Origin of the sequence: Nitrospirillum amazonense, assembly GCF_007828035.1 — a bacterium.
Taxonomy (GTDB): domain Bacteria; phylum Pseudomonadota; class Alphaproteobacteria; order Azospirillales; family Azospirillaceae; genus Nitrospirillum; species Nitrospirillum amazonense.
The window spans coordinates 655,542-672,250 of the sequence record NZ_VITV01000004.1; the positions used below are offsets into that span (position 1 = coordinate 655,542).

The window sequence follows — 16,709 nt, forward strand, 5'->3', positions numbered from 1 at the left end:
GACGGTGATGGCGCAATCCCTGTTTCCCGACCCTCTGGCGTTGGAGTCCGTCTGCCGCCGCCATCACATCCGGCGGCTGGCTTTGTTCGGCTCAACGCTGAAGGGCACCAGCCGCCCCGATAGTGACGTGGATCTGCTGGTGGAGTTCGAGCCGGGGGCCAAGCCCGGCCTGATCCGCCTGGGGGGCATCGCCAATGAATTATCGGATCTGCTGGGCGGGCGAGAGGTTGACCTCCGCTCGCCCCAGGATCTGAGCCGTTATTTCCGTGACGAGGTCATCCAGATCGCCGAGGTGCAGTATGAAGCCCGATGATTTGGTACGCATCCGCCACATGATCGAGTCAGGGGAAAGCGCCCTGCGCTTCGTCGCCGGATGCCAGCGAGGCGACCTGGATAGCAACGAGATGCTGCGCTTCGCCCTGGTACGCGCCATCGAAATCATCGGCGAGGCGGCGTCCAAGGTAAGCCTGGACTTCAGGGCCGAAACACCTGCTATCCCGTGGCGGAGCATTATCACCATGCGGAATCGGCTGGTTCACGCCTATTTTGACATCGATCTTGATTTCACATGGAAAACGGTGACCGAGGACATCCCCGACCTGCTTCCGCTCCTGCGTCCCCACTTGCCGACGGACTGAGCCTAAGATGGCGATCACCAACCAGGAGCGCGTTGCCAAGGCGCTCGACCTCCTCAAGGCCGGGCTGGGGCCGTTCATCGAGCGTGAGATCGATGCGGCGCTGAGGCGGAATATCCAGATTCCGGCGGTGCGGGCCTTCGCCGAAGACCCCATGGCCCGCAACCGGCCGATCCCGGAATGGGATGCGTCGCTGTTGCTGAAGCTGATGTGGGAGGCCTGGAATGAGGTGTTCCGCAATACCCTGGGCCCGGCCGAGCGGGGCCTGGTGGGCGAAATTCGCGGCCACCGCAACAACTGGGCGCACCAGAAGCCCTTTTCCGGCGACGATGCCGACCGTGCCTTGGATTCCATCGCGCGCCTGCTGACCGCCGTTTCCGCCCCCCAGGCGGACGAGGTGGGCAAGATGAAGATGGAACTGCGCCGTCTGATCTTCGAGGAGCAGTCCCGCTCCGAACGGCGCAAAACGGCGGGCACCGCCATCGAAAGCCAGGTCACCGGCAGCCTGACCCCGTGGCGTGAGGTGGTGGCCCCGCACCGGGACGTGGCCAGCGGCCGCTATCAGCAGGCAGAGTTCGCCGCCGACTTGTGGCAGGTGCACCTGGGCGAAGGGTCGGACGAATACCGCAACCCGGCGGAGTTCTTCCGCCGCACCTATCTGACCGAGAGCCTGAAGACCTTGCTGAAGGGGGCGGCGCTTCGGCTTTCCGGTCGCGGGGGCGACCCGGTGGTGCAGTTGCAGACCAATTTCGGTGGCGGCAAGACCCACTCCATGCTGGCGCTCTATCATCTGGTGTCCGGCACGCCGCCGGGCGACATGCTGGGGGTGGATGCCATCCTGGCCGAGGCCGAGATCACCAAGCTGCCGGACTCTGTGCGGCGGGTGGTCCTGGTCGGCAACAAGATTTCGCCCGGTAATCCCAGCGTGAAGCCGGATGGCACGGTGGTGCGGACCCTGTGGGGTGAACTGGCCTGGCAGCTGGGGGGCGCCAAGGCTTATGCCCGCCTTCAGGCCGATGACGAGCGCGCCACCAACCCCGGCGACACCCTGCGCGAGTTGATGAACGAGTTCGGCCCCAGCCTAATTCTGATCGACGAATGGGTGGCCTATGCCCGCCAGCTGCACGATGACCCGGACCTGCCGGGCGGCAGCTTCGAGACCCATTTCACCTTTGCCCAGGCCTTGACCGAGGCGGCCAAGCTGGCCCAGCACTGCCTGCTGGTGATCAGCCTGCCCGCGTCCGACACAGCCACCTCGCCCCATGCCGTCGGCAATGACGAGGAGGTGGGCGGTGAGCGCGGCCGTGCGGCCCTGGCCCGGCTGCGCAACGTCATTGGGCGCGTGGAGTCGTCGTGGGCGCCGGCCAGCACGGAGGAAGGGTTCGAGATCGTCCGCCGCCGCCTGTTCGAGCCGCTGATCGAGAAATCACAGTTCGTCGCCCGCGATACCGTGGCCCGCAAGTTCCACGATCTGTATCAGGGGCAACACCAGGAGTTCCCACCGGAGTGTCGGGACTCCGATTATGAGAATCGTCTTCGGGCCGCCTATCCGATCCATCCCGAGGTGTTCGACCGCCTCTATACCGATTGGTCCGCCCAGCCGAAGTTCCAGCGCACGCGCGGCGTGCTGCGCCTGATGGCAGCGGTGATCCACAGCCTGTGGGAGAGGGGTGACCGTAACCCCATGATCATGCCGGGCAATTTGCCCATCGATGATCCCCGCGTCCGCGATGAACTGACCCGCTATCTGTCGGACAGCTGGAAGCCGATCATCGAAAAGGACGTGGACGGTCCCAGTGCCTTGCCGTTGCGTATCGATGGCGACGTTCCCAACCTCGGCAAGTTCGCCGCCACCCGTCGGGTGGCGCGCACCCTGTACCTGGGATCCACCCCGACCTCGACAGCGGCCAATCGTGGCATTGAGGATCGCCGGATCAAGCTGGGCTGCGTCATGCCTGGTGAGGCACCGTCGCTGTTCGGTGATGCGCTGCGGCGGCTGGCCACGGCGGCGACCTATCTTTACCAGGATGGGACCCGCTACTGGTATTCGACCCAACCCACGGTCACTAAGATGGCCGAGGACCGCGCCGAGCAACTGAAGCGCAACACCGACAAGGTGGTGGCCGAGATCGAGCGGCGCATCCGGGCGGACATTCGCAACCAGGGTGATTTCTGCCGGGTCCACCCGCTCCCGCAATCGGGGGCCGATGTTCCGGATGATATGGACGCCCGGCTGGTGGTGCTGTCCACCGAGTTCCCCTACAGCAAGGAAGCCGGCAACAAGGCCGACGCGGCCGCCAAGGCTATCCTGGAGTCGCGTGGCACCTCACCCCGTCTGTTCCGCAACAGCCTGGCCTTCCTGGCCGTCGATCAGGCCCGCTTGCAGGATCTGGACGAAGCGGTGCGCCGCTATGTCGCCTGGGCGTCCATCCTGGAGGAAAAGGTGGACCTGAACCTGGACCCCCATCAGGTGCGCCAGGCCGAAACCCAGATGAAGTCGGCGGATAGCACGGTGGCCGCGCGGATGCCGGAGGCCTATCAGTGGTTGCTGGTGCCGGTGCAGACCTCTCCCCAAGCCGCCGTTGAATGGCAGGCGCTGCGCCTGTCCGGCCAGGATGCCCTGGCCGCGCGGGCTTCCAAGAAGTTGCGCAACGAGGAACTCCTGGTCCCGTCGCTGGCAGGGACCAGGCTTCGCATGGAACTGGACCGGATTCCCTTGTGGCGCGGCGACCATGTCAGCATCCGCCAGCTGGCCGAGGATTTTGCCCGGTACATTTACCTGCCGCGCCTGAAAGACTCCTCGGTGCTGGCGGCCGCCATTCAGGACGGCCTGGGGCTGCTGCTATGGGACAGGGAATCGTTCGCCTATGCTGACAGCTATGACGAAGCGGCGAAGCGCTATCGGGGACTGCGCTGTGGTACTCGGCTCAGCATTTCGACCGACACCATGGACGGCCTTCTGGTCAAGCCTGGGGTTGCCCAAAGTCAGCAGCAGGCGGAGGCGGCTGCCGTTGTCCAATCTGGGGTAGCTGAAGCGGGGGCGGGACGGCTCTCAGACAGCGGCGTTGGGAATGGGGTGATTGGCGCTGGCGATAGCCAGGGCACCCCTGTTCCTCGTCTCAATCGTCGTTTCCATGGCACGGTTACCCTGAACGCCATGCGGGCTGGCCGCGACGCTGGTGAAATTACTAACGAGATCATCGCCCACCTTGTCGGTGTTGTCGGCAGCGAAGTCACCGTGACGATGGAGATCCAAGCCTTTTTGCCCGAAGGCGCTTCGGATCATCTTGTGCGGACCGTCACGGAGAATTGCCGGACGCTGAAGTTTGAGCCGGGGGCCGGGTTTGAGGAGGAGTGATGCCCCGACGTGGTGGAGGAATGAACCTTTACTCATAGACGCCACCACCGTCCCCATATAATCCTCAAACCCGAGAGGCATCTGATGGACGAGCTACGGTTCAAGATTGACGCCTTCCAGCCGGACACCATCCCCATGGCGCGTCTGGCGGAGTACATGGCGGAACTGGCAGCGCTCCTTGGCAACAAGGATAGCGTCCATTTCGTGCGCCTGGACGCCGGCAGTGTGGAGATGGTTCACCGGGTTGACCCGGTGGACCGCCCCAAGGTGGAGGCTCGCTTAGGAGCGCTCCGCGCGGGAGATGGGGCGACGGATGCTGTCCGGGCCTTTCGATGCTTGGACGATATGTTGGCCAACGACAACGCCGTGGGAACGCTGGCGGACGCTGGTGCCGTTCTCATCGACTTCCCCGGCCGAACCCGTCCCAAGCCGGTGGACTATGGCGCCTTCAATGAACAGGGCAGCCTCGATGGCGTGCTGGTGAAGATCGGCGGCTTGGCCGATATCGTGCCGGTTCACCTTCAGGAGGTTGGGGAGGCAGGGCAGGTTCATATCTGCCAGGCCCGCCGGGATCTCGTTCGTGAAATGGCGCCCCACATCTTCGGTGGGCCGCTGCGGGTGCAAGGCACCGGCCGTTGGCGTCGGGAGCCCAACGGCGCGTGGAAGATGGCCCACTTCACCATCGCCGCGTTTGAGGTGCTGGACGACGCGCCCTTGGTCGATGTGGTCAAACGCCTGCGCGATGTGCCGGGCAGTGGCTGGCGGGCGGTTGAACATCCGCTAACCACCCTGGCCGACCTGCGCGGCAAGGACGAAAGGCTGCACTGATGGTGGTCTTCGACGCCAACTTCCTGCTGCTTTTGCTCGACCCGGATGTTGACGTTCCCACCGATCCCGCGACCCAGATGCCCTTGGCCCGAGCCAGGGACCGTGTAGAATACCTCATCGCCACCTTGACCCAGCAGCAGGAGATCATCGGCATCCCGACGCCCGTGATTGCCGAGGTGCTGGTTCACGCCGGCACTGCCGGCGGCGGCTACCTTTCCATTGTGACCGACAGCAGCCGGTTTCGCATCCTGCCGTTCGATCTGCGGGCGGCGGTGGAGACGGCAGCCATGACCGCGACAGCCCTTGGGGCCGGGAACAAGAAGGGCGGCAGCACCGCCCCGTGGCAGAAGGTCAAGATCGACCGGCAGATTGCGGCCGTGGGCATCGTGGGCCGCGCCCACACCCTCTACGCGGATGATCAGGACCTGGTCCGCTTGGCCAAGACGGCGGGCCTGCGGACGGTGAGCAGTTGGGAGTTGCCCTTGCCGCCAGAGGAGCCGCAGGGTGAACTGGCCGTTTGAGTCGCAAGCGGCTCGCCTTACATAGGCACTTACACAAGATGCGCGCCGAATTTTTAATAACGTAAAATCAATTAGATAAGTCCATAAACCGCAAGCTTCCCAAGCTTACGACGAGGGTTCGATTCCCTTCACCCGCTCCAGTTTCGGCCGACCGGCTTTGGCCGCTGCCTACCTTCCGCGTGGCTCTTCCCCCACAGAACCATTTCGCGGCCGTCCGACGCGCGGGCCTTCATGCCCGCCGCCTCACTGCCGCCACGGTTCCTCCCCACATTACAAGTGTGTAACCCGGTTGGGCCTTGGTCGCTTTCCCGTTGAATCGCTGGGCCAGTGGGACAATATGGAAATCGCGGCCCATGGGGGTCGCCTGGGTTTAACCTGGGATCATTCGAGGAACGTCATGGCTATTGGACCCTACAATCGTTTTGCGTCGAGCACCGGCGCTTACGACCGGGCCCTGTTCGATGAGGGCCTGCGCCAGCACATGCTGCGCGTTTTCAACTACATGACTGTCGGCCTGATCGTCACCGGCCTTGTCGCCTTCTTCGGGGCCCAGTCCCCGGCCCTGGTGGCGGCCATCTTCGGCACGCCCCTGAAGTGGGTGGTCATGCTGGCGCCGATCGGCTTCGTGTTCGCGCTGTCGGCCGGCATCAACCGCATGTCGTCGGGCACGCTGCGCACCGTCTTCTTCGCCTACTGCGCCGTCATGGGCCTGTCGCTCATGAGCCTTTTCCTGGTGTTCACCGGCGCCAGCATCGCCCGCGTGTTCTTCATCTCGGCCGCCACCTTCGCCGGCGCCTCGCTATATGGCTACACCGCCAAGCGCGACCTGACGCAGTTCGGCTCGTTCCTGATCATGGGCGTCATCGGCCTGGTCATCGCCAGCCTGGTCAACATCTTCCTGGCTTCCAGCGCGCTGCAGTTCGCGGTGTCGGTGCTGGGTGTGCTGATCTTCACGGGCCTGACCGCCTATGACAGCCAGCGCATCAAGGAGATGTATGCCGAATCCTGGGGTGTCGAGGCCAACACCAAGCTGGCCGTCATGGGCGCGCTGAGCCTGTATCTCGACTTCATCAACATCTTCATCTCCCTGATGCAGCTGATGGGCGACCGCCGCAACTAAGCGGAACCCACCGGCAGCGGGAAGGTTGTGGGGTCGTCCGGGAAACCGGGCGGCCCTTTCCTTTTGGCGCCGCCGCCGGTCATGATCGGGCAGGTCCCGTTCACTGCGCCGCCCCCAGAGGTTCGCCGCCATGATCTTCCTCTACACCGATTTCGGCTGGTCCGGCCCCTATGTCGGCCAGATGCAGGCGGTGCTGGCGGCCCGCGCGCCGTTGGGTACCCCCATCATCGACCTGATGCACGACGCCCCCGCCTTCGATCCCCTGGCCGCCGGCCGCCTGCTGGCCGCCATCCTGCCGGCCACCCTGGCCGCCCTGCCGCCCACCACGGTGCCGGCCGTTTTCCTGGCCATAGTCGATCCCGGTGTGGGCACGGCGCGCCGGCCCCTGGCCGTGAGGCTGTCCGGCGGGCAGGGCCGCCCCCAGGGGTGCCCCGTCTGGTTGGTGGGGCCGGACAACGGCCTGTTTCAGCCGCTGATCGCCGATACCACCGCCACCGGTGGCCTGGCCGAGGCGTGGGAGGTCACTTGGCGACCCGAGGCCCTGTCCGTCTCCTTCCATGGCCGCGACCTGTTCGCGCCGGTGGCGGCCCTGGCCGCCGCAGGGCAGGAGCTGGGGGACTGGGCCCGCCCCCTGGCCCTGGCCGACCTTGTCGGTGCCGCCCCCTTGTACGGAACGGGGGATGGCGGGGCGGCCGACAATGGCCGCATCCTTTACATCGACAGCTATGGCAACGGCTGGACCGGCCTGCGGCCCGCCGGGGTGCTGGACGGCGGTGTGGCGCCCGACGCCCGACTGTGGGTGGGCGGTCCCGGTGGCGGCCGGGCGGTGGAACCCGCCCGCACCTTTGGCGCCGTGCCGCCGGGGACGGCCTTCTGGTACGTGAACTCCAGCGGCCTGGTGGAAATCGCGGTGAACCAGGGCCGTGCCGATGCGGCACTGGGCTTCACCCTGGGCTCCCCCATCGGCGTGCGCGCGCCTTACATCAAGCTATAGACGGCAAACGATAGGAGGCGGTATGGGGCTTCGGCTCCCAACGTAAGCCCCGACTGGGTAAGCCCCGACTGGGTAAGCCCCGACTGGGTAAGCCCCGACTGGGTAAGCCCCGACCGGGTAGGCCCCGACCGGGTAGGCCCCGACCGGGTAGGCCCTGACTGGGGCCGCCGGAGTTTTGTGGGGAGCGAAGCGGACTGCAAAACGAGGATGAGCCAAGCCGCCGGAAGGCGGCGCCCGGCGGTTGAGGGCGAAACTAATGCGCCGTAGGCACCACTGTCGCCTCGTCCATCAGGGCCAGGAAGGGCAGGTCGCTGGGCTGGTTGCCATAGCCCCAGCGGCGGCCATAGGGCCCCGTCTCCTCCATCCACAGGGCCAGGCGCCGGGCCTTTTCCGCGCGCACGCAGTTGCCGGCCACCATCTCGCCCGTCAGCAGGCCGTCCTCGCCCACCGCCATCTCGGTGCCCAGCAGGTCATGCACCGGCAGGTCGGCCAGCAGGGCCGGCATGTACAGGGTGAGCGCGCCGGTGGCCACCAGGATGCGGTGGCCTTGATCGGCATGGCGCATCAGGGTGTCGCGCAGCGGGGTGTGCCAGCGGACCCAGGCCCCCATCTCCGCCGCCGCTTCCTGTGCGCGCTCCAGCGGCACGCCGGCCAGGCAGCGGCGCAGCAGCCGGCGCTTGAAGGCCGTCTTGAAATCATCATCCGCGTCGCCGGCATCACCGCCTTTCACCAGGGTTTCCCTGCCAGGCAGGTGGCGGCCGGCCAGGGGGCGAACCGGTAACCGGCGCGACGCGGCACCGGCCACGCTGCCGGCCAGGTGGCGGCGCAGGGTTTCGCCCCCGGCCACCCGCGCCAGGAAGGGCAGCAAGCTGTCACCCCGCGCCAGGGTGCCATCGAAGTCGAACACAGCCAGGCCCGGCAAGTCGCTTTCCTGGGGGATGTCGCCCGCGCGGGCGGCCACCACGGGGGCGGCGGTGTTGGGGGCGTTGGACTGGGACATGGTCGGCATGAAGCTCTGCGACAGGCGGATGGGGCGCAACCCCCGGTTCATCCGCGCCATAAAACGGGGTGGGCGGCTTCCTCTCAAGTGGTTTTCGCGTTAAGTGTCGGCCTTTCCGCTCAAGACCGACGGCAGCCCCATGATCACCACCCCCACCACCCTTGCCGCCGCCACCCCAGGTGCGGCCAAGCCCTACAAGATCATCATCGACACCGATCCTGGCCAGGACGATGCCGTGGCCATCCTGCTGGCCTTGGCCAGTCCCGAGGATGTGGAGGTGCTGGGCATCACCGCCGTGGCGGGGAACGCGCCCCTACCATGGACAGAGAAGAACGCCCGCCGCGTGTGTGAGCTGGCGGGCCGGCCGGATGTGAAGGTGTTCGCCGGTTGCGACCGGCCCATGGTTCGCCTGCTGCACACGGCGCCGGAGGTGCACGGCGACACCGGCCTGGATGGCCCGGTCCTGCCAGAGCCCACCATGCCGCTGCAGGCGCAGCACGCCGTGGATTTCATCATCGAGACAGCGATGCGGGAGGAGCCGGGCACCGTCACCCTGTGCCCCCTGGGGCCGCTGACCAATGTCGCCCGCGCCCTGGTGAAGGAACCGGCGATATCCTCCCGCCTGCGCCAGATCGTGCTGATGGGCGGCGCGCAGATGGAGGGCGGCAATTCCACCCCCTGCGCTGAATTCAACATCTACGTCGACCCGCACGCCGCCGACATCGTCTTCAAATCGGGCGTGCCCATCGTCATGTTCCCGCTGGACGTCACCCACCAAGTCCTGACCGCGCGTCGCCACATGGATCGCATCCAGGCCGTGGGCAACCGCGTGGCCCAGGCGACGTACGAGATGCTGGACTTCTACCAGCGGTACGACGAGCACAAGTACGGCACCGACGGCGGTCCGCTGCACGACCCCTGCGTCATCGCCTGGCTGATCCGGCCGGGCATCTTCGAGGGCAAGTCCGTGAATGTGGAGATCGAGACCGGCAGCCCGCTGACCACGGGCCAGACGGTGATCGACCGTTGGAACACCACCGGCCGGCCGCGCAACGCCACCGTCATGCTGAAGGCCGACAGCGACGCCTTCTTCGACCTGCTGGTGGAACGGCTGCGGCGCTTCGGCTGATACCCCGGCGGATCCTGGCGACAATGACAGATTGGCAATAGTTGCCGATATGTCGGAATCTTTTGCCTGGGTTGGCACAGGGCAGGGGCATGCCTGGCCGGCCTTGGCGCCGGCAAAACCGGCGCATCGCCTGGGTTTTCGCCGGTGACAGCGGCGGCCCGGGCCTTGCTTGGGAATACGGCGTTAACCATGGCTGCCCACGGGCACCATGGGGACCGCGTCGTTCCACCCCAGGGGCCAAGGGACCGAAGACCATGTCGTTCCTGAACACCAGCAACCACACCCAGTCCGCGGCCAATGCCTATGGCGGCTTCGGCGCCGCGGGCAGCGGGGGCGTCGGTCCGGCCGGTTCGCAGAGCGCCCTGTCCATCAGCCAGACCGACAGCGCCTTCGCCGACCTGCTGAAGGGTGACGACGATCCGCAAACCATGCTGAAGGACATGACCACTGGCGGCTTCCAGGGGTATTGGTCCTATCAGATCAAGCAGATGAAGCAGAAGATCGCCGAGGACACACTGCAGTCCAAGGGCCTGACCTCCCAGGACGTGGCCAACATGCCCGCCGATCAGCGCGCCGACCTGGAACGCCAGATCATGCGCGAGGTGGAGCAGAAGGTCCGGCAGATGACCGCCTCCGGCAAGGATGGCAAGAGCGGCTTGGAAGACGCCACCCAGACGGCGGCCGATGGCAGCGGCCAGAACGGTTTCGGCAGCCAGATGGCCGCCAACAGCAACCAGACCGGTGCGCGCAGCGGCGTGCCCATCGCCGGCGGCGATACCCTGCAGGGCATCCTGGCCGCTCAGGAGATGAGTGCTTAGTTTTTCGTCGTTGCCGGGGCGGGCCCGCCCCAGCGCAGGGTGGTGACCAGCCGGCCGGCGGTGCCGTCCTCCAACAGGATGCGTTCCCAGCGCATGCGGCTGCGGCGGATCAGCAGGTCGGGGCGGTGGTTGGTCTCGGTCTCCAGATCCAGCACGCCGTCCGGCCGGTCGTACCAGCCGGCGCCGGCCAGGCCGGCTTCCGCGTCCAAAATCTGCGGCGTGGCATAGGACAGCAAGGGCTGGCCCAGCACCGTGCTGGCCGACACCGTCCATTCCGCCTCGCGCGCTGCGGATGCCGCCAGCAGGCGGTGGCTGCGATCACAGATCAGATGCACCGGATCGCGGGAGCGCTGGACCAGCCGCTTCAGGGCGGCGTCCTGGCCCGCCCGGCCCGGGCTCAGCAACGCGGCGATACGGGCGGCGTGCGTCTCATCCGGCCAGGCCAAGCCCCGTTCCCAGCGCGACACGGTGGCCTGGGTCACGCCCAGCAGCTCGGCCACATGGCCCTGCTTCAGGCCGCGCAGCCGGCGCAGGCGGCGCAAATCCTGGCCCACGGTGTGGCTGGCCGACCGTCCTTCCATGCCCGCCTCCCAAAAACGAAGGGGCGACCCGAAGGCCGCCCCCGATGACACCAGACTCACGCGTCCCGGACTTGCGCGTCCCGGCCACTCAGTGCGACTTGCCGCTCTGGATGGTGCCGGAGATGGAACCGCCGTCGGCAATGCTGATGCGGCCGTAACGGATGGTGCCGTCGACCTGGCCGGTCTCACCGATGGACAGGGTGCCTGTCACCTCGATGGTGCCGGTGGCGCGGCCGGAAACCTTCATGCTCTCCACCACGGCGGTGCCCTCGAAGTGGCCCCCCTCAGCCACCTCCAGCACCTTCACCTCGTTCAGCGTCACATCGACCAGGCGGCCGGCGACGTGCAGGGTGTGGCAATGGGAGATCTTGGCGCCCTCGATACGGGCTTCGGGCGAGATGGTGGTGACCCCGCCGCCCAGGTCGGGCGTCGATTCCGTCTGCGGTCCGCCGTTCAGGCCCGGCCGCAAAAAGCTGCGCGGATCGAGGATGTCACTGGCCATCGGTCCCCCTCATAGTCCGGCGCAGGCCGGAACCTGGAAATATCCGGCGCGGGGCCGGAAGCTGAAAACACCCGGCGCGCGCCGGAGGTCGGAAAATTCCTCGTCCGGGCCGGCGCGCATTCCCCACGATGCACCGCCGCCCCCGCCGAAACGGGCCGGACACTGCAAAACTCTTAAGCGTTTCTGAGGCTTTTCGCAACATCTCCCGGGGCGGCGAGGCGGGGGATGCCCCCTTGGCTTCACCGGCGCGCATGCGTCCCGTACCAGGGGCGCATGGCAGGGGACCCGCAGGATAGGGCGGGTTGCGATTGACGGAGGCCCAGCGGCACACAATAGTCGGCGGTTCCAAACCCCGGTTGGCGCGCCGGGGGTGACCCTGGTTTTATGATAATTCCGTGTAACGCGCCTCAAGAAATAAAGGAGTGTCTGGCCGTGATTCCTGTCGTGATGCCGACCTATTCCCGGATCGACGTTGTGTTCGAGCGGGGTGAGGGCTGCTTCCTTTACGACACCACCGGCCGACGATTCCTGGATTTCACCAGCGGCATCGCGGTGAACGCCCTCGGTCACGCCCACCCCTACCTGGTGGAGAAGCTGACCGAGCAGGCGCACAAGCTGTGGCACACCTCCAACCTGTTCCGCGTGGCGGGGCAGGAGAAGCTGGCCAGCCGCCTGCGGGAACTGACCTTCGCCGACACCATGTTCTTCACCAATTCCGGCGTCGAGGCGTGGGAATGCGGTGTGAAGCTGGTACGCAAGTATCACTATGAGACCGGCCATCCGGAGAAGACGCGTTTCATCGTCGCCGGCGGCAATTTCCACGGTCGTACCATGACGGCCATCGCCGCCAGCGGCCAGGATAAGATGGTGAAGGGCTTCGGCCCTCTGCTGGACGCCTTCGACCGGGTGGCCTACGACAATTTGAACGAGTTGCGCGCCGCCATCACGCCGCAGACGGCCGCCATCCTGGTGGAGCCCATCCTGGGCGAGGGCGGCATGCGTCCGGCCAGCCTGGATTACCTGCGTGCCCTCCGCGCCATCTGCGACGAGTACGGCCTGCTGCTGTACTTCGACGAGATCCAGAGCGGCATGGGCCGTTCCGGCAAGCTGTTCGCCCATGAATGGGCGGGCGTCACCCCGGACGTGATGTGCATCGCCAAGGGCATCGGCGGCGGCTTCCCGCTGGGCGCGTGCCTGGCCACCGAGAAGGCGGCCCAGGGCATGGTCGCCGGCACCCATGGCAGCACCTTCGGTGGCAACCCGCTGGCCATGGCCGTCGGCAACGCCGTGCTGGACGTGATGACGCAGCCGGGCTTCCTGGACAACGTCATCGCCAAGGGCGACCTGCTGCAGGGCAAGCTGGAAGAGCTGGTGGCGCGCCACCCCACCGTGCTGGACAGCGTGCGCGGCAAGGGCCTGATTCTGGGCGTGAAGTGCGTGACGCCGGTGGGCGACCTGGTCACGGCATTGCGCGACAACGGCATGCTGGTGGTCTCCGCCGCCGACAACGTCGTCCGCATCCTGCCGCCGCTGATCGTGGGCGAGGCCGAGATCAACGAGGCCGTAGCCATCCTGGACCGCACCTGCGCGGCCCTGGCGGCTTGAGGGGTACCCACATCATGACCGCGACGACCAAGACGGTCCGGCATTTCCTGGACATCAGCGATTTCGATACGGCCACGCTGCGCGAAATCCTGAAGCGGGGCCGGGACCTGAAGCAGACCAACGGCACGGCCCAGCATCCCCAGCCCTTCCGGGGCCTGACGCTGGCCACCATTTTCGAGAAGCCGTCCACCCGCACCCGCGTTTCGTTCGAGGTGGGGATGCGCCAACTGGGCGGTGATGTCATCACCCTGACGGGGCGCGAGATTCAGCTGGGCCATGGCGAAACCATCGCCGACACGGCCCGGGTGCTGTCGCGCTTCGTCAACGTCATCATGATCCGCACGGACCATGAGACCAAGGTGCATGAGATGGCGGGGGCCGCCAGCATCCCCGTCATCAACGGCCTGACCGACACCTCCCACCCCTGCCAGATCATGGCGGACATCATGACGTTCGAGGAGAAGCGCGGACCCATCGAGGGCCGTGTGGTCTGCTGGAGCGGCGATGCCAACAACGTCTGCCAGAGCTGGATCCATGCCGCCGCCCGCTTCGGCTTCGAAATGCGCGTGGCGGCGCCGGCCAGCCTGCAGCCCACGGCCGACACCATCGCCTGGGCGGCGCGCGAAGGCGCCCGCCTGGTGGTGACGGAAGATCCCAAGGCCGCGGCCGAGGGCGCCGACATCGTGGTGACGGACACCTGGGTGTCCATGCATCACAAGGATGCGCCTGCGCGCATGGCATTGCTGGCCCCCTTCCAGGTCAATGACGCGCTGATGAAACTGGCCTCCCCCGACGCCATATTCATGCATTGCCTGCCGGCCCATCGGGAGGAGGAGGTGACCTCCTCCGTCATCGATGGTCCGCAGTCCGTCGTCTGGGACGAGGCGGAAAACCGCCTGCACGCCCAGAAGGGCATCCTGGCCTGGTGCCTGAACGCCTGATCGTTCCGGTACCGGACCAAGCTTGTCCGGCCTTGAGGTTATCCATAAGGCCCCGATCGGTTGACCCCGGTCGGGCGCCTTTGTTTTTGGGGTAAGCGATCATGACCACCGCCGCCGTTTCCACCCTCGCCTCCGCCCTTGCTTCCCGGGACATCGACGTGGTGCAGCCCTTCCAGCTGGACCGGTCCAACCTGCGCGGCCGCATGGTGCGCTTAGGCCCCGTGCTGGACGAGATCCTGGGCCGCCACGCCTATCCGGGCCCCGTCGCCCAGATGCTGGCGGAAACGATCACGCTGGCGACCACGTTGGCGGCGGCGCTGAAGTATGAGGGCGTGTTCACCCTGCAGACCAAGGGTGACGGCCCCATCAACCTGATGGTGGCCGACGTCACCAGCGCCGGCGCCGTGCGCGGCTACGCCCAGTTCGATGAGGACAAGCTGAAGGCCGCCCTGACGGATGAGGTCGAGAAGGCGCCCGTGCCCGCCCTGCTGGGCAAGGGCTATCTGGCCTTCACCGTCGACCAGGGCGAGCACACCCAGCGCTACCAGGGCATCGTCGGCCTGGAGGGTGATCGCATGGACGATTGCGTGCGCCACTACTTCACCCAGTCGGAACAGCTGGCCACGGGCATCGTCGTCCATGCCGGCCTATCTGACGGGGGCGCTTGGGGTGGCGGTGCCATCATGCTGCAGGCCCTGCCGGATGAGGATGCCGGCAGCGTGGCGTCGGACGCCAAGCCCAGCGACCTGGAGGACGATTGGCGCCGGGCCATGGCCCTGTTGTCCACCGTCACCCCGGCCGAGGTGCTGGACCCGGCGCTGCCGGTGAACGACGTGCTGTTCCGCCTGTTCCATGAGGAAGAGGTGCGGGCCTACGACCCGCACGGCCTGGCGGCGCAGTGCCGCTGCTCGCGGGAGCGGGTGGTGACGGTGCTGAAGTCCCTGCCGCGTGAGGAAGTGGCCGACCTGAAGGTCGATGGCGCCGTGGACGTCGCGTGCGAGTTCTGCAGCACCCACTACCGCTTCGACGATGCCGAGCTTGAGACCGTTTACGGCTCGGCTTCCTGAGGTCGCGCTGTCGCTGGCCGGTTTCGCCCGGGCATGACGCCCACGGCGATGCCGGCCAGCACGCCCGCCAACCCAAGGGCGTGGGCCAGGGTCGGCCGCTCACCCAACAGGAACAGGGACGGCACCAGCACGGTGACGGGCAGCAGGCCGGTGAACAGGCCGCTACGGCTGGCGGGGATGCGGGCCGCACCGCGCAGCCAGAACATCACCGCCACCAGGCCGTTGCCCAGCGAGGCTGCGGCGTACAGCGTCCAGGCGCCTGGCGACAGGGCGCCCCACAGCGACTGAAGCGTCATTTCCCGCGCCGTCACGACGGCGAAGGGCAGGGCCAGGACCGCCGCCATCAGATTGGCAAGGAAGGTCACGGCCAGGGGCGACACGCCGCCCAGGCGGCGGGCATAGACGTTGTACAACCCCTCCGACACCACGGCCCCCAGGACCAGGGCGTTGCCGCGCAGCGTGTCGCCGGCGCCGCCGCCACCCTCGTGACCGCCGGACGCCAGGTTCAGGGCGGCGATCCCGGCCATGGCCAAGGCGATGGCCGCGCCATTCCGCAGGGTCAACCGCTCGCGCAGGATGGCGGCGGCGCACAGGGCGGTCACGGCGGGGATGGTGCTGGTCAGGATGCCGGCGGTGGTGGCGCTGGTGCCCCGCAGGCCGTACATCAGGAAGACGTTGAACAGCACCATGCCGAACAGCGACAGCAGGGCCAGGCTGGCCCAGTCGCCGCCCGTGGCCGGCAGGACGCGGCGCGCATGGCGCACGGCCCAGGGGCTGAGCGCCAGGGCCACCAGGGTGAAGCGCACATCAGCGGCCACCAGCGGCGGCACGGATGCGACCGCCATCTTGCTGATGGGCACGGACAGGCCCACCAAGACCATGGCGGCGGTGAGGGAGAGATAGGCGGAACGCATGGGCGCCACTGTAGCCGCTCATCGACCCGGCCGACACTCTTTGGGCCAACATCGCTGTTGAAGCGGGACCCGCCAGCGCTTACTTGCAGTGCCTGACTGATTGCCTTTCCCAAGGATGACGACAATGACGACCGAAACCGCGACGCTGGCTGGTGGCTGCTTCTGGGGTATGGAAGATCTGATCCGCAAGGTGCCGGGCGTGGTGGACACCCGCGTGGGCTACATCGGCGGTGAGCTGCGGAACCCGACCTACAAGGACGTGAAGACCGGCACCACCGGCCACGCCGAAGCCATCGAGATCACCTTCGATCCGGCCAGGCTGACCTACCGCCGCCTGATCGAATTCTTCTTCCAGATCCACGACCCGACGACCACCAACCGCCAGGGCAACGACATCGGCAGCCAGTATCGCAGCGCCATCTTCTACGCCTCGCCCGAGCAGAAGGCGGCGGCTGAGGAGGTGACGGCCGAGGTTGACGCGTCGGGCCGCTGGCCCGGTAAGGTCGTCACCCAGATCGTTCCGGCCGGCACCTTCTGGGAGGCCGAGGACTATCACCAGGACTATCTGGAAAAGAACATCGGCGGCTACACCTGCCACTGGGTCCGCCCCGACTGGGTGCTGACCGGCAAGTAAACGCTCGCTCGGACGCCGAATTGAAGAAAGGCCGCCTCCCATCCCGGGGGCGGCCTTTTTCG

Annotated in this window: 17 protein-coding genes; 13 read left to right on the plus strand and 4 right to left on the minus strand. The window is 66.9% G+C overall.

The annotated features are described in order from the left end of the window. Positions 1-7 precede the first annotated feature (7 nt). The 7 genes from FBZ87_RS14560 (at position 8) to FBZ87_RS14590 (ending at position 7,456) form a co-directional block, all read left to right on the plus strand. Positions 8-313 carry a nucleotidyltransferase family protein gene (locus FBZ87_RS14560; protein ID WP_145610984.1) on the plus strand — a complete coding sequence of 102 codons (306 nt, stop codon included), beginning with the start codon at positions 8-10 and terminating at the stop codon, positions 311-313. After that, entirely contained in the window at positions 300-638 is a 339-nt protein-coding gene (locus tag FBZ87_RS14565) for a HepT-like ribonuclease domain-containing protein (protein ID WP_145610985.1), read from the plus strand. Before FBZ87_RS14560 ends, FBZ87_RS14565 begins: the two co-directional genes overlap by 14 nt. A gap of 7 nt (positions 639-645) precedes the next feature. Then, positions 646-3,993 (plus strand): Swt1 family HEPN domain-containing protein, encoded by a 3,348-nt coding sequence (locus FBZ87_RS14570; RefSeq protein ID WP_145610986.1) that lies wholly within the window; start codon positions 646-648, stop codon positions 3,991-3,993. An 84-nt stretch (positions 3,994-4,077) separates the two neighbouring features. After that, positions 4,078-4,821, plus strand: coding sequence for a hypothetical protein (locus tag FBZ87_RS14575; protein ID WP_186454755.1), 744 nt, complete (start codon positions 4,078-4,080; stop codon positions 4,819-4,821). Beyond that, positions 4,821-5,342, plus strand: a complete 522-nt coding sequence (locus tag FBZ87_RS14580) for a PIN domain-containing protein (protein ID WP_145610987.1) — start codon at positions 4,821-4,823, stop codon at positions 5,340-5,342. Before FBZ87_RS14575 ends, FBZ87_RS14580 begins: the two co-directional genes overlap by 1 nt. 397 nt (positions 5,343-5,739) lie before the next feature. After that, on the plus strand, positions 5,740-6,462 hold the full coding sequence (locus tag FBZ87_RS14585; protein ID WP_004272069.1) for a Bax inhibitor-1/YccA family protein: 723 nt from the start codon (positions 5,740-5,742) through the stop codon (positions 6,460-6,462). A gap of 130 nt (positions 6,463-6,592) precedes the next feature. Continuing rightward, positions 6,593-7,456 (plus strand): SAM hydrolase/SAM-dependent halogenase family protein, encoded by an 864-nt coding sequence (locus tag FBZ87_RS14590; RefSeq protein ID WP_145610988.1) that lies wholly within the window; start codon positions 6,593-6,595, stop codon positions 7,454-7,456. A 253-nt stretch (positions 7,457-7,709) separates the two neighbouring features. On the opposite strand, the gene FBZ87_RS14600 is transcribed toward FBZ87_RS14590, so the two are convergent. After that, on the minus strand, positions 7,710-8,495 hold the full coding sequence (locus tag FBZ87_RS14600; protein ID WP_246134401.1) for an HAD-IB family phosphatase: 786 nt from the start codon (positions 8,493-8,495) through the stop codon (positions 7,710-7,712). Positions 8,496-8,559: 64 nt separating this feature from the next. Between FBZ87_RS14600 and FBZ87_RS14605 the strand changes: the two genes are divergently transcribed. Both FBZ87_RS14605 and FBZ87_RS14610 read left to right on the plus strand, forming a co-directional pair. Then, entirely contained in the window at positions 8,560-9,585 is a 1,026-nt protein-coding gene (locus tag FBZ87_RS14605) for a nucleoside hydrolase (RefSeq protein WP_422394456.1), read from the plus strand. A 254-nt stretch (positions 9,586-9,839) separates the two neighbouring features. Next, positions 9,840-10,403 (plus strand): hypothetical protein, encoded by a 564-nt coding sequence (locus FBZ87_RS14610; RefSeq protein WP_145610990.1) that lies wholly within the window; start codon positions 9,840-9,842, stop codon positions 10,401-10,403. Here the strand turns inward: FBZ87_RS14610 and FBZ87_RS14615 are convergent. Both FBZ87_RS14615 and FBZ87_RS14620 read right to left on the minus strand, forming a co-directional pair. After that, positions 10,400-10,984, minus strand: a complete 585-nt coding sequence (locus tag FBZ87_RS14615) for a helix-turn-helix transcriptional regulator (RefSeq protein WP_145610991.1) — start codon at positions 10,982-10,984, stop codon at positions 10,400-10,402. The two genes, FBZ87_RS14610 and FBZ87_RS14615, sit on opposite strands and share 4 nt — an antisense overlap. An 88-nt stretch (positions 10,985-11,072) precedes the next feature. Continuing rightward, positions 11,073-11,486, minus strand: coding sequence for a bactofilin family protein (locus tag FBZ87_RS14620; protein WP_145610992.1), 414 nt, complete (start codon positions 11,484-11,486; stop codon positions 11,073-11,075). 447 nt (positions 11,487-11,933) lie between these two features. On the opposite strand from FBZ87_RS14620, the gene FBZ87_RS14625 reads away from it, so the two are divergent. From FBZ87_RS14625 to hslO, 3 genes are all read left to right on the plus strand, one after another. Further along, positions 11,934-13,091 (plus strand): aspartate aminotransferase family protein, encoded by a 1,158-nt coding sequence (locus FBZ87_RS14625; protein ID WP_211106944.1) that lies wholly within the window; start codon positions 11,934-11,936, stop codon positions 13,089-13,091. A 14-nt stretch (positions 13,092-13,105) separates the two neighbouring features. Then, complete coding sequence (argF, locus tag FBZ87_RS14630; RefSeq protein ID WP_145610994.1) at positions 13,106-14,032, plus strand: ornithine carbamoyltransferase; 927 nt, start codon at positions 13,106-13,108, stop codon at positions 14,030-14,032. Between the two features lie 101 nt (positions 14,033-14,133). Beyond that, positions 14,134-15,099, plus strand: a complete 966-nt coding sequence (hslO, locus tag FBZ87_RS14635; RefSeq protein ID WP_145610995.1) for an Hsp33 family molecular chaperone HslO — start codon at positions 14,134-14,136, stop codon at positions 15,097-15,099. On the opposite strand, the gene FBZ87_RS14640 is transcribed toward hslO, so the two are convergent. After that, positions 15,081-16,013, minus strand: coding sequence for a DMT family transporter (locus FBZ87_RS14640; protein WP_145611152.1), 933 nt, complete (start codon positions 16,011-16,013; stop codon positions 15,081-15,083). The genes hslO and FBZ87_RS14640 overlap by 19 nt on opposite strands. Positions 16,014-16,137: 124 nt before the next feature. Between FBZ87_RS14640 and msrA the strand changes: the two genes are divergently transcribed. Further along, a complete protein-coding gene (gene msrA, locus FBZ87_RS14645) occupies positions 16,138-16,647 on the plus strand; it encodes a peptide-methionine (S)-S-oxide reductase MsrA (protein WP_040843021.1) in 510 nt (169 codons plus the stop codon). Positions 16,648-16,709 lie beyond the last annotated feature (62 nt).